Below are 13,384 nucleotides of genomic sequence, written 5' to 3' on the forward strand. Positions count from 1 at the left end.
TAAGATTAAATCTCAACTATTACAATTTATAAGGTTTAGAGAACTCAGACAAACCTAAGATTTTATAGTTTGCTGCCCCATAGCTTTTTACGTTTTTCTAAATATCTTTCTTTTGTCATTATTTTTTCAGGAGCTACATAATCTAAAAATACTTTTCCGTTTAGATGATCGATTTCATGCTGGATAACTCTTGCTAAAAATCCTTCTGCGATGCCTTGGATTTGATTTCCATTTATATCATATGCGTGATAATGAATCTTTTTGAATCTTGCAACTGGGCCTGTAGCATTTTCAACAGAAAAGCATCCTTCGTAATCTTCATGTTTATCAATATCTATCGGTTTATATGAGGGGTTAATCCAAATAGTTTTAGGCATTGTATCCTTAAGATCAGGACGCCATTTTTTTAACTCTTCATCTTCATGTACTGCAAATATTATTATACATTTTGATATGCCTATTTGCGGTGCGGCAAGCCCTGCACAATTTTCTTCTTGATCATATTTTTTTCTAAAATAGAGATATCGCGTAAATCTTCTGCAGATAAAGGGGAATCTAAAGTTTTTGCCTTTATTCTAATAGTTTTATCTTCTGAGCTATTTAAGATTTGAACATTCAAAGTTACATATTCCGGTAGTGAAATATTATTTTCATTTTTCATATTACTTTTACAACCTGTTATGAAAATTATAGCAGTTAATAATAGAGCTATATTAAAATTATTCATTGTTATTCCAACCATACTCATAGAAATTGTTATTATCACTTAAAGATTCTATGGCTCTTTTAGCAAGTGGCCCTATATTATTAGGTAAATTGCTTAAAGAATGCCATTCTCCAGTGATATGAATATTCGGCTCTTTATTGTATGGTTTGCATTCCCAATTCTTAGTATAGAAGAAGAAATGAATTTTATGTTTATCTTCTAGCTTTCTATCTATAATGGTTGTAAGAATTAGATCATTTTGGCTTACTTTAACACCTGTTTCTTCCATCACTTCTCGCTGCAAAGCTTGCTTTAAAGATTCACCTTTTTCGACGTGACCACCAACTAAAGTATATTCATAACTTATCTCTGTATTTTTCTTTAAAAGAAATACCTCGTTATTGCTACTAATTAATATCAGCCATACTATAATTTCAATCATACTATTCTACTTTTCGTAAAGCCATGCTGAAATATACCCCGTCGCCAAGATTTACTGTGCGGAAATCAAAAGACTCAAAATCTATTCCTGGTAAAGGGTTTGAATAAGAGCTTTTCATATCTAATAAATTATTCTTTTCAGCATATTCTTTGAAAGTCATATTTGGAGAAAGCTTTTTGCTTGTGTCTTCAAAGCTGAAATATCTAATCTCGTAATTGATGCCGTTAATGGTAACTCTTGAGCCGCAAATTTGTGGATTAACTGAGGAGGAAGAAGTACTATCCGCTATTTGAGGCTCTACTTCCAGCAACTCTTTTAAAGTTACATTACCCTCGCTACCATACATTGCAGCTGATAAAATTATAACAACGAAAAAACTTGTAATATATTTTTTAACATTTTCTTCTCCTATTAAATCCATAGTATTATTTTGTTTGTCTACAACAGGCGTATTTGCAGCAGGCTCATCAGAGTTATTGGAAGTATATTGTGTATTCTCTTCTTGTTTCTGCTGAATTTGAGATAGAATCCCTTGATATTTTACACCATCAGCTTCTTGAGTAAGCTTAAGTTGAAAATACTTGGTTAACTTTTGTAAAAATTTATGTGTACTGTCGCCTACTCTATTACATGCCGATAAGGGTATTTCTTCACCTAATTCTAAATAATACTTAGTTGTTTCAAAATTTAAACGTCAAACACATAAGAACAGTGGAGATTCTCCATATTCTGTAGTAATTTTATAATCTGCACTTTTTTCTGCAACCAAAAACTTTATCATATCTAGTTTACCAAAATATAAAACTATATGAAGGGCAGTCCATCCGTTGGCATCTTTTTCATTTATATCAATATTTTCTTCTGTATTTAATACTTTCTTCATAAGTTCTAGATCGCAGCTTTTTGCAGCTATATGAAGAATATTACTATTAAAAGGTTCGGGTTTGAATCATCCGGCATTATTGCACTGTATGCTTTAATAATTTACCATATGTCCCACCAACTATATTTGACCAAGAAATATTTCCAAGCGATTGCATAATTCGCATACTGTAGTAATTATAATAGAAAACTATAGATAGAAATTAAAGCCAAGTAAATAAATTATTATATTTTTTACTATTGATTTTTTAAATAGATATATTTTCACTCTATATCCTTGCCTTGAAGTGTATCATTTTATTTATATTTCCTTTGAGAAAAAATCAATAGGTTTGACTTTTCTAACATATTCTAGTATAATATTTATCTTCAAAATAAATAGAAAAATTTAATTTATGAATACTCCCAAAAGTGATAATTATCTCTCGGAACTAAGAAAAGTAATTTGGCCCATAGAAAAATACGAAAATAAGAAGTTTTTGCCTATGGCATTTATGATGTTCTGTATTTTATTAAACTACTCAACGCTTCGTTCAATTAAAGACGGATTTGTAGTAACGGATATAGGGGCAGAAGCAATAAGTTTCTTAAAAACATATATAGTACTACCTTCTGCCGTAATTGCTATGGTAATTTATGTTAAACTCTGCGATATTTTAAAGCAAGAAAACGTATTTTATGTTATTACTTCATTTTTCTTAGGGTATTTTGCGTTATTTGCGTTTGTGCTTTACCCCTACCCTGATTTAGTTCATCCTGATCCTGAAACCATAGAATCTTTAAGTTTAGCTTACCCTAATTTTAAATGGTTTATAAGAATAGTTGGGAAATGGAGTTTTGCATCTTTTTATACTATAGCAGAGCTTTGGGGAACAATGATGCTTAGTTTATTATTTTGGCAGTTTGCTAACCAAATTACTAAAACCGATGAAGCTAAACGTTTTTACTCAATGTTTGGTTTACTTGCTAATTTAGCATTGCCTGTAACATCCGTGATTATTGGATATTTCTTGCATGAAAAAACTCAAATAGTTGCAGAACATCTAAAATTTGTGCCTTTATTTGTTATAATGATAACAAGTAGCTTTCTGGTAATATTAACATATAGATGGATGAATAGAAACGTTCTAACCAATCCTAGACTTTATGATCCGGCATCAGTAAAAGAAAAGAAAGCTAAAGCTAAAATGTCATTAATAGACAGTTTTAAAATGATCTTTACCTCTAAGTATGTAGGTTATATTGCATTGTTACTTATTGCTTATGGTATTTCAGTAAACTTAGTTGAAGGCGTTTGGAAATCCAAAGTAAAAGAATTGTATCCGACGAAAGAGGCTTATACTATATATATGGGTAAGTTCCAATTTTATCAGGGTTGGGTTGCAATTGCTTTCATGCTTATAGGTAGTAATATTTTAAGAAAAGTATCATGGCTAGCTGCAGCTATGATAACTCCATTAATGATGTTAATTACCGGTGCAGCGTTTTTTACATTTATCTTTTTTGATAGTGTTATTGCTATGTATTTAACAGGTATTCTTGCTTCAGGTCCTTTAGCACTTGCTGTTATGATCGGTATGATTCAAAATGTTTTAAGTAAAGGTGTAAAATATTCTTTATTTGATGCCACTAAAAACATGGCATATATTCCGCTTGATAAGGATTTACGAGTAAAAGGACAGGCTGCTGTTGAAGTTATCGGAGGAAGATTCGGTAAATCGGGTGGCGCTATTATTCAATCCACATTCTTTATTTTATTTCCTGCATTCGGTTTTGTTGAGGCAACACCATATTTTGCTTCTATATTCTTTGTAATAGTAATATTATGGATATATGCCGTTAAAGGTTTAAATAAAGAGTATCAAGTTTTGGTAAATAAAACTGAAAAATAGAGTTTGTTAAAATAAAAGAGCAAGTTTCTTAGAAGCTTGCTTTTTTTATAGTCGGAGAGTTTATAATATGACAGATACAAAACCCAAAATTAAAACTCCAAGATCACCATATGTAAAAAAATATAACAGTTGGCGAATAAGGATTTTATATTCTATTATTATAGGTTATGCGACTTTTTATTTTTGTCGTCAGAATTTTAATATAGCAACACCTGCTATAAGAGAATATTTTGGGGTTACTAAAACACAAATCGGTTGGATATTAACTGCTTCATCTATTATGTATGGAGTTAGTAAAGCGTGTAACGGGTTTATTAGCGATAAAGTTAACGCTCGGATATTTATGGTTTTGGGTCTTTTATTTGTCGGGGTCATTACTATTCTAATAGGTTTTGCAGACTCTTTATGGCTGATAGGAATTTTATGGATAGCCAGTAACTGGTTTCAATCGATGGGTTGGCCTCCTGCAACAAAAATGCTTACTCACTGGTTCGCTTCAAAAGAACTTGGAACTAAATGGGCTATGGGTGCAACTTCTAATCAAATAGGTGGTGCCCTTGCTATGATAAGCTGCGGTTATTTAATCGATAAATTTGATTGGAGAGCTGCTTTTTTCGTTCCCGGTGTAGTTGCTTGTGTAGTATCGCTTTTTTTATATAATAGGCTTCGTAATTCTCCAAAAGAAGTAGGCTTATCAACCGTAGAGGAATATAAAGAATATCCGCCTGAAGCTATAGGGGATTATGAGAAGCTATTAACTCCTCAATTACTTAAAATGGTCTTTTGTAATAAGCTAATATGGTATGTTTGTTTAGCAAACATGTTTGTTTATATAATACGTTCAGGAGTAATTTATTGGGCTCCAACATTTTTAAAAGATTTGCGTAATATAAGCATTGCAAATGCCGGTTTACAGATTGGTTTATACGAAATGATAGGAATTCCTGGGGCGTTGATAGCCGGTTTTTTATCAGATAAATTATTTGGGGGCCGTCGTGGCCCAATTGGAGCGATATGTATGGTATTGCTTAGTTTATTATTGCTTTTATTTTGGAAAATACCTATTCAAAGCGAATTATTAAGTATTGTAATTCTATCTTTAATAGGCTTTTTTGTCTCCGGTCCTCAGCTACTTGTAGGTATAGCAGCTGCTGATTTCAGTACCCGTCAAGCTGTCGGTACAGCTAATGGGTTATCAGGGTTGTTCGGTTATTTAGGAGCAGCTATTGCCGGTGTTGGAGTCGGGTGGATTAGCGATAATTATGGTTGGAACGGGGTGTTTATATTTTTCAGTATGTCTGCTCTTTTAGGTGGGGGGCTATTTGCTTTAACATGGAATCGTTCAGCTAAAAAATAAATTTAACAATTATATAAATAGGTTACAAAATGACAATACAATATACTTTTTCAATGATTAAGCCTGATGCTATCAAGAGGAATAAAATAGGACAAGTTAATACTTATTTGGAAAATGCAGGCTTAAAGATAGTAGCTCAGAAAATGAAATTTTTAACTAAATATGAAGCTGAGTGTTTCTACGATGAACATAGAGCAAGACCGTTTTTTAATAGCTTAGTTGAATATATTACTTCAGGAGCGGTAGTACTTCAAGTTCTTAAAGGGGAAGACGCTATAATTTTAAACCGTACCATTATGGGCGCAACTAACCCTGCTGAAGCTGAAGCAGGAACTATTAGAAAAGATTTAGGCGAATCAATTGAGGCTAATAGTATTCATGGTTCAGATAGTGAAAACAGCGCGAAAAGAGAAATCGAATTTTTCTTTAACAAATCTGAAATTATAGAATAATTAATGCTAAAATATGACGTAATAGTTATAGGCGGTGGACATGCAGGCGCAGAAGCAGCTGCTGCTTCTGCACGTCTTGGAGTTCCTACTCTCTTAATTACGTTAAAACCGGAAAATTTAGGCGAAATGTCTTGCAATCCAGCAATTGGTGGAATTGCAAAAGGTACATTAGTTAAAGAAATCGATGCACTTGATGGGTTAATGGGTTATGTTATAGACCAAGCCGGCATACATTATAAAATGCTGAATGAGACTAGAGGACCGGCAGTTTGGGGGCCTAGAGCTCAAGCTGATCGAAAGCTTTATAAAAAAGCGATGTATCAAATATTAACAAATTACCCTAATCTAGATATATTATATGGAAAAGTGGAAGATATAGAAATTAAATCTTCTAAAGTTGAAGCGGTTATTTTAAATAATGATAGCAAAATTCCTTGTCAAAAAATTATATTAACTACTGGTACTTTTCTATCGGGTCTTATTCATATTGGACAAAAAAAAATTCCTGCCGGTAGAGTAGATGAAGAGCCTTCGTATGGATTATCAAATACATTAAAAAAAGTAGGATTTAAGATTGCCCGTTTAAAAACAGGTACACCACCAAGAATTGACGGGCGTACTATTGATTATAGTAAAACAGCTTTACAGCCCGGCGATAAAACTCCTCGTCCTTTTTCTGAATTAACAAATGTTGTCAATGTTCCTCAGATAAACTGTTTTATTACAAAAACAACCTCAGAAACTCATGATATTGTACGTGAGAACCTTAATAAATCCGCAATGTATTCAGGACAGATAGAAGGAATAGGACCGCGATATTGTCCTTCTATTGAAGATAAAATAGTCAGATTTAGTACAAAATCAGAACATCGTATATTTTTAGAACCCGAAGGATTAGATGATTATACGATTTATCCAAATGGCATTTCTACTTCTTTGCCTGAAGATGTACAACATAAATTAATTAAAACAATACCAGGATTAGAAAATGTAAAAGTTTTACGTCCAGGTTATGCTATAGAATATGACTATGTTGATCCACGTGAAATAAGTGTTACACTAGAGACAAAAAAAATAGCTGGATTGTATTTTGCTGGGCAAATTAATGGTACTACAGGATATGAAGAAGCCGCAGGGCAAGGTATAATAGCCGGTATAAACGCCGCTTCAGCAGTAAAAGATCAAGTACCGTTTATGTTAACAAGAGCAAATAGTTATATTGGAGTAATGATTGACGATTTAACAACCTTTGGTACTATAGAACCTTATCGTATGTTTACTTCTCGCTCAGAATATAGATTATCTTTAAGAGCAGATAACGCTGATTTACGTTTAACGGAATTAGGGATAAACATTGGTGTTGTATCAGAAAAACGTAAAAAAATATTTACAAAAAAATGTGAAGATATAGAAAAAACAAAATCATTATTAAATACCTTGTCTTTAACTACTAGTAAACTTGCTAAACTGGGTATACAGGTTGCACAGGATGGTACATATAAAACAGTATTAGACTTATTTAAAATACCTAGTTTTAATGTTGAACAAGCTATTAAAATTTTTCCTATGCTTAAAGAAATACAAAATAATAATATTTTGCAATTACTCTATATTGAAGCAAAATATGCTTCATATTTAACTAGACAACACGCAGATATTAATCTATTTCAGAGTGAAGAGGCACAGTTTATACCTAAAAATATTGACTATTTTAAAATACCAAGTATATCATTAGAGATACAGGAAAAACTTTCTTCCCACAAACCTACTACTATTGGTGTAGCACGTCGAATCTCAGGGATTACACCTGCGGCAATTACGGCTATTATAATTTATTTAAAAACTAAATATAGTGATGGAAGTTCCACGTGAAATAATTGAAAAGTTAGAAATTATTCAAAAGTTAGTTAAAAAATGGAATAAATCAATTAATCTTGTATCGGATACTACTATACATAATTTTTGGCAACGTCATATATTAGACTCATTACAATTAATGCAATATATTGATAATAAAGAAATACACTTGGTTGATATAGGGAGTGGGTCCGGTTTTCCCGGTATAGTATTATCTATAGCAGGGGTAGCAAAAGTAAGTTTAATAGAAGCTGATTTACGCAAATGTATATTTTTAGAAAAAGCATCGAAGATATCAAATAATAACATACAAATAATCAATCAAAGAATAGAAAAAGTAGAAATAGATTGTAGTATATTGACTTGTAGAGCTTTCTCTAAATTAAATACAATATTTAATTGTATAAAAAATATTTCAGTACAAGAGAAATTTTTATTATTAAAAGGAAAAAATTATTTAACAGAAATAGTAGAAGCTAAAGAGGCGTGGTTATTTGATTATTTAATACATCAAAGTATTACTTGTGAAGAAGGAAAAATTCTAGAAGTTAGTAATTTAACAAAAATTATATGAAAGTAATTGCTATTGTTAATCAAAAAGGAGGGGTGGCTAAAACTACAACTACTGTAAATTTAGCTACAGCTTTTGCTGCTGTAAATAAAAAAATTTTAGTTATAGATCTTGATCCTCAAGGGAATAGTAGTACTGGTTTTGGAATTAGTCAGCAACAACGCAAAAATACTATATATCAAGTATTAACAAATTTAATAAAATTGAAAGATGCAATAATTTCTACAGACATACCAAATTTAGAAATAATTACTGCAAACACTAATCTATCTGCTGCTGAATTAGATTTAACAAAATCAAAGGACCGAGAATATATTTTAATGAAGCTATTGGAAGAAATAAAGATATTATATGATTATGTAATTATTGATTGCCCCCCTTCATTAAATTTATTAACAGTAAACGCTTTAGTTGCGAGCGATGAAGTGTTGATTCCAATGCAATGTGATTTTTATTCATTAGAAGGATTAAGTCACTTGCTAAAAACAATTGAAATTGTAGAGAAAAAATTAAATCCTAAGATAAAGATTGCAGGTATATTATTTACAATGTATGATAAGCGTAATCGTTTAACTGAACAAGTAGAAGATGATGTTAGAAAATGCTTAGGAGAATTAGTATTTAAAACCGTTATCCCAAGAAATATTAAATTATCTGAAGCACCTTCATACGGAAAACCGGCTATTATATATGATTATAAATGTTCGGGAGCAATTGCATATATAGAACTTACAAAAGAAATCTTAGAAAGATATGGCGAAAAATAAAGGACTAGGAAGAGGGTTATCTTCATTACTTGGGGAAGAAGTTATTTCTATAGAATCAGAAATAATACAAATAATAAATATTGATAAAATAAGGCCGAATGAGAATCAGCCTAGAAAAAACTTTGAATATGATAAAATAAAAGAATTAGCAGATTCTATATTGAATAATGGTTTATTACAGCCTATTATCGTTGATAATAATTTCCAAATTATAGCAGGTGAGCGACGCTGGCGTGCATGTAAATTAGCAAAAGTTTTAGAGATACCAGTAATTATAAAAAATTTAGATGCTAGAGAGAGTGTGGAAATAGCATTAATTGAGAACATACAAAGAACTGATTTAACAGTTATGGAAGAAGCTCGTGGCTTTAAATATTTGGTAGAAAATTTTAATTATACGACAGAAAAATTAGCTGAAAGGCTTGGCAAAAGTCGTAGTCATATAGCTAATTTATTGAGGCTTAATAATTTGCCACAATCTATTCAAGATAAAGTAAATGAGAATATATTAAGCATGGGACAAGCTCGATGTTTAATAAATCATGAACATGCAGAAGTAATAGCCGATCATATTATAAGTAATGATTTAAATGTACGCCAAACAGAAGAGCTAGTAAGACAATGGTATAAAAATGAATATACGAAATCTCCTAACAATAATAACAAAGTAGGAAAGCGTTTTTTAAAAGACAATGCTACCGATAATGATCTTGAATCACTAGTAAAAGTTTTATCAGAAAAATTTGGTATAAAAGTAACCATAGAAAATTATTCTTTAGGTGGAAAATTAATATTTCATTATAAAAATTTAGAAGAATTAGATTTAATTTTATTAAAATTAAATTAAAAAAAACTGTTAAAATGTAAAGTATATATAGCATTCTATTTCTTAAAATAAATACCCAAATAAGAAAAATAATGATAGAAATTACAATGTCTAATTTTGCATTATATGATCATAGAGCAAGAAATTCATACAATGCAGTAATAAATATATTTATCGGTGTAAAATAATAATATAAGGAAATAAGTAATTTATGTCATATCAATATGTTTATGAAATGGTTGGTTTAAGCAAAATTATAAATAGTAAACGAATTTTAAAAGAAACAAATTTATCATTTTTACCAAAAGCTAAAATCGGTATAATAGGTCCAAATGGAGCAGGCAAATCAACTTTATTAAAAATAATGGCAGGTATTGATAAAGAGTTTGAAGGTAAAGCAACAGCTAAAATCGGTATAAAAGTAGGATATTTACCTCAAGAACCATATCTTGATGCTAGTAAAAATGTTTTTGATAATATCATGGAAGGTCTTCATGAAAAGAAAAAACTTATTGATGAATTTAATTATATAAGTAACAAATTTGCTGCCGAAATCACTGATGAAGAAATGCAAAAGCTTTTTGATAAACAAGCAGAATTGCAAGAAAAAATAGACAGTTGTGATGGATGGAATCTAGAACGCGAAATAGAGATCGCAATGCTTGCTTTACGTTGCCCACCAAAAGAAGCGGATATTACAAAAATTTCCGGTGGAGAAAAAAGAAGAGTAGCTTTATGTAAATTGCTTTTAGAGAAGCCTGATATGTTGTTACTTGATGAACCTACAAATCATTTGGATGCAGAATCAGTTTCTTGGCTTGAAGGTTATTTAAAGCATTATGAAGGTACCGTAATAGTAATTACCCATGATCGTTATTTTTTAGATAATGTTACAGAATGGATATTAGAAATAGATCGTGGAAATTGTATACCGTGGGAATCAAATTATAGTTCTTGGCTTGAACAGAAGCAAAAAAAATTAGCTTTAGAAAGTAAAGAAGACGATGATAGAAAAAAACAATTGAATCGTGAACTTGAATGGATTCGTCAAACACCAAAAGCTAGACAATCAAAAAATAAAGCACGTATTACAGCATATCAAGAATTATTAAATAAACATCAAGAACAAAAAACTGATCCTACTCAAATAATTATACCTAACGGACCTCGTTTAGGGGGTCTTGTTATTGAAGCAGAACATATAGCTAAAAAATTTAATAATAAAATATTATTATCAGATTTTAGTTTTAAAGTTCCACGTGGAGCTATTGTAGGAATTATTGGACCGAATGGAGCAGGTAAATCTACTTTATTTAATATTATTACAGGTAAAATAATACCAGATAGTGGTTCTATTAAAATTGGTCAAACGGTAAAATTAGGTTACGTTGATCAATCACGGGATCATTTAGATGATAATAAGACTATATGGGAAGAAATTTCAGAAGGTCTAGATGAATTACAACTTGGTAATAGAATAATTAAAAGTAGAGCTTATTGTGCAGCTTTTAATTTTAGAGGCGGTGATCAACAAAAAAAAGTTGGACAACTTTCAGGTGGAGAACGTAACAGAGTACATTTGGCGAAATTATTAAAAGAGGGAGCAAATGTTATATTATTAGATGAGCCGTCTAATGATTTAGATATTGATACGTTAAGAGCACTTGAAGATGCTATTTTAGATTTTGCAGGTTGTGTATTAGTAATTAGCCATGATAGGTGGTTTTTAGATAGAATAGCTACTCATATTATATCATATGATAAAGAAAATAATGCTACATGGTTTGAAGGAAATTATCAAGATTACCATGAATATATGCTAAATACTAATGGGGCAAGTATTTTAAATCCAAAATATAAACATAAGAAATTAATATAAATATGTCTTTAACACAAATATTATTAATTTTGTTTGTAGGAATATTGGTAATAAAACCACATGATATTTTTATAATTATTAAAGAATTTAAAAAAATAAAAGCATATTTAATTAATATTAAGTCATCTATTATAAAAAATATAGATGAGCCGTTAGAAACAGAGCAGGTAAATTTTTATTTAAAAAAAATTATTAACCTAGAAGGTTATTATCATGGTAATTATGATTTAACGACAATAAAAGAAAAATATTATGCGCTAATAATTAACAATGACCTAATAGAAAATGAATCAACACCTAATATAACCGAGAAACACTAATCCGTGCCTCGCTCAATTAATTAAATCTAAGAATTATGCAAAAAGTAGTAAAACTTAAAAATATTAAAATAGGAAATGATTTACCGTTTGTTCTAATTGCAGGACCTTGTCAGATTGAAGGCAAAGATCATGCGTTGTTTATGGCAGAAAAACTTGTTAAATTAACTAGCAAACTTGAGATTCCATTTATTTATAAATCTTCTTTTGATAAAGCTAATAGAACTTCCGTAAATGGGATTAGAGGACTTGGTATTGAGAAAGGTTTAGAAATTTTATCAAAAGTAAAATCTGAATTCGATTGCCCTATTGTTACTGATGTTCATTCAGAGAGTCAATGTACTGAAACAGCCGAAATAGCAGATATTTTACAAATCCCGGCGTTTCTATGTAGACAAACCGATTTACTCCAAGCTGCAGCAAAAACAAGTAAAATAGTAAAAGTAAAAAAAGGACAGTTTCTAGCTCCGTGGGATATGAAAAATGTACAAACAAAACTAGAAGCTTTTGGGGTAAAAGATATATTATTTACAGAGCGTGGTGCATGTTTTGGTTATAATAATTTGGTATCTGATATGCGTAGTCTTGCAATAATAGCGGAGTTAAATGTACCTGTAGTTTTTGATGCGACGCATTCCGTTCAGCAGCCTGGAGGGCTAGGAGGTAGTACTGGCGGAGAAAGAAAATATGTAGAGCTGCTTGCAAAGGCAGCAACTGCTGTAGGTATCGCCGGTATGTATATGGAAGTACATCAAGATCCAGATAACGCTCCAAGTGATGGTCCATGTATGATTAAGTTGGATAATCTAGAGTCCATTCTTATCAAACTAAAAAAATATGATAAAATTACAAAAGAAAAATAATCTTAGAGATTATCTGTAAATAAATATTAATTAGTAATTAAAGAGCTTTTTTAGCGAAAATTAATAAGATTTTTGCAGCAAAAAAAATTAAATTATCGGTTAACATTTATTTACAGATAGCCTCTTAAACTTTACCTTTCAAAATATATATAAAATATCCTCTATTAATTCAATTTAAAAATAGAACTTTCTTACCCTCAGAATTTCACCAATTCACCTTTAAATCCTTGTTGCAAATTTACTTATTCAGAAAAATTTTTTAAATAGTATTAATATTTATTTATTCAACTTATAGAGCAAAAATGTTTTCATTTGTATAAATGCAAATAATTTAATAGGTATAATAATAATTATGTGGAATCAAATAAAAGCAGTTGGCAGTACATTGCTTGGTAGTCCCAAACAGGAACGAGGTTTAAAAAATATAAATGATTTTTTGACGGAGTATTTTAATAATATTTTGGAACAAAAAAACACTCCAAACTTAACTGCTCTTGAAGAAGCTAATATATTAATGAAATTAAGTAAAATGTAGAAGTCAAGATTTAATCTTACAGACATTATAAAAATTAT

The 13,384-nt window shown here is 30.5% G+C and carries 13 protein-coding genes and 2 pseudogenes; 11 read left to right on the plus strand and 4 right to left on the minus strand.

Going from position 1 to position 13,384, the window contains the following annotated elements; genetic code table 11:
• Positions 1-54: 54 nt before the first annotated feature.
• The 4 genes and pseudogenes from KYQ89_RS01640 to KYQ89_RS01655 all read right to left on the minus strand — a co-directional run.
• Positions 55-727, minus strand: a pseudogene (locus KYQ89_RS01640) (peptide deformylase).
• Positions 720-1,148, minus strand: coding sequence for an NUDIX domain-containing protein (locus KYQ89_RS01645; protein WP_218460121.1), 429 nt, complete (start codon positions 1,146-1,148; stop codon positions 720-722). The pseudogene KYQ89_RS01640 and the gene KYQ89_RS01645 overlap by 8 nt, the downstream one beginning before the upstream one ends.
• A gap of 1 nt (position 1,149) precedes the next feature.
• Positions 1,150-1,569 carry a hypothetical protein gene (locus tag KYQ89_RS01650; RefSeq protein ID WP_218460122.1) on the minus strand — a complete coding sequence of 140 codons (420 nt, stop codon included), beginning with the start codon at positions 1,567-1,569 and terminating at the stop codon, positions 1,150-1,152.
• A 273-nt stretch (positions 1,570-1,842) separates the two neighbouring features.
• Positions 1,843-2,073 (minus strand): annotated as a pseudogene (locus KYQ89_RS01655) (ankyrin repeat domain-containing protein); the annotation flags it as partial.
• 352 nt (positions 2,074-2,425) lie between these two features.
• Here KYQ89_RS01655 and tlc1 point away from each other — a divergent pair.
• The 11 genes from tlc1 to KYQ89_RS01710 all read left to right on the plus strand — a co-directional run bounded on the left by tlc1 (position 2,426) and on the right by KYQ89_RS01710 (position 13,346).
• Complete coding sequence (gene tlc1 / locus KYQ89_RS01660) at positions 2,426-3,922, plus strand: ATP/ADP exchange transporter Tlc1 (protein WP_218460124.1); 1,497 nt, start codon at positions 2,426-2,428, stop codon at positions 3,920-3,922.
• Positions 3,923-3,989: 67 nt separating this feature from the next.
• Entirely contained in the window at positions 3,990-5,279 is a 1,290-nt protein-coding gene (locus KYQ89_RS01665; RefSeq protein ID WP_218460125.1) for an MFS transporter, read from the plus strand.
• Between the two features lie 29 nt (positions 5,280-5,308).
• Complete coding sequence (gene ndk, locus KYQ89_RS01670) at positions 5,309-5,731, plus strand: nucleoside-diphosphate kinase (protein WP_011270474.1); 423 nt, start codon at positions 5,309-5,311, stop codon at positions 5,729-5,731.
• A 3-nt stretch (positions 5,732-5,734) separates the two neighbouring features.
• Entirely contained in the window at positions 5,735-7,603 is a 1,869-nt protein-coding gene (gene mnmG / locus KYQ89_RS01675) for a tRNA uridine-5-carboxymethylaminomethyl(34) synthesis enzyme MnmG (RefSeq protein ID WP_218460127.1), read from the plus strand.
• Complete coding sequence (gene rsmG / locus KYQ89_RS01680) at positions 7,587-8,162, plus strand: 16S rRNA (guanine(527)-N(7))-methyltransferase RsmG (RefSeq protein WP_218460134.1); 576 nt, start codon at positions 7,587-7,589, stop codon at positions 8,160-8,162. The genes mnmG and rsmG overlap by 17 nt, the downstream gene beginning before the upstream one ends.
• On the plus strand, positions 8,159-8,926 hold the full coding sequence (locus tag KYQ89_RS01685) for a ParA family protein (protein WP_218460128.1): 768 nt from the start codon (positions 8,159-8,161) through the stop codon (positions 8,924-8,926). Before rsmG ends, KYQ89_RS01685 begins: the two co-directional genes overlap by 4 nt.
• Positions 8,913-9,773, plus strand: coding sequence for a ParB/RepB/Spo0J family partition protein (locus KYQ89_RS01690; RefSeq protein ID WP_218460129.1), 861 nt, complete (start codon positions 8,913-8,915; stop codon positions 9,771-9,773). Before KYQ89_RS01685 ends, KYQ89_RS01690 begins: the two co-directional genes overlap by 14 nt.
• A 190-nt stretch (positions 9,774-9,963) precedes the next feature.
• The gene (gene ettA, locus KYQ89_RS01695; RefSeq protein WP_218460131.1) at positions 9,964-11,631 is read left to right on the plus strand and encodes an energy-dependent translational throttle protein EttA; all 1,668 of its coding nucleotides are present in this window, start codon (positions 9,964-9,966) and stop codon (positions 11,629-11,631) included.
• A 2-nt stretch (positions 11,632-11,633) separates the two neighbouring features.
• Positions 11,634-11,951 carry a DUF2672 domain-containing protein gene (locus tag KYQ89_RS01700; protein WP_218460132.1) on the plus strand — a complete coding sequence of 106 codons (318 nt, stop codon included), beginning with the start codon at positions 11,634-11,636 and terminating at the stop codon, positions 11,949-11,951.
• A 35-nt stretch (positions 11,952-11,986) separates the two neighbouring features.
• On the plus strand, positions 11,987-12,811 hold the full coding sequence (gene kdsA / locus KYQ89_RS01705) for a 3-deoxy-8-phosphooctulonate synthase (RefSeq protein ID WP_218460133.1): 825 nt from the start codon (positions 11,987-11,989) through the stop codon (positions 12,809-12,811).
• A 352-nt stretch (positions 12,812-13,163) separates the two neighbouring features.
• Positions 13,164-13,346, plus strand: coding sequence for a hypothetical protein (locus KYQ89_RS01710; protein WP_218460135.1), 183 nt, complete (start codon positions 13,164-13,166; stop codon positions 13,344-13,346).
• Positions 13,347-13,384: the final 38 nt, after the last annotated feature.

The organism is Rickettsia sp. TH2014, assembly GCF_019249195.1.
Taxonomy (GTDB): Bacteria; Pseudomonadota; Alphaproteobacteria; order Rickettsiales; family Rickettsiaceae; genus Rickettsia; species Rickettsia felis.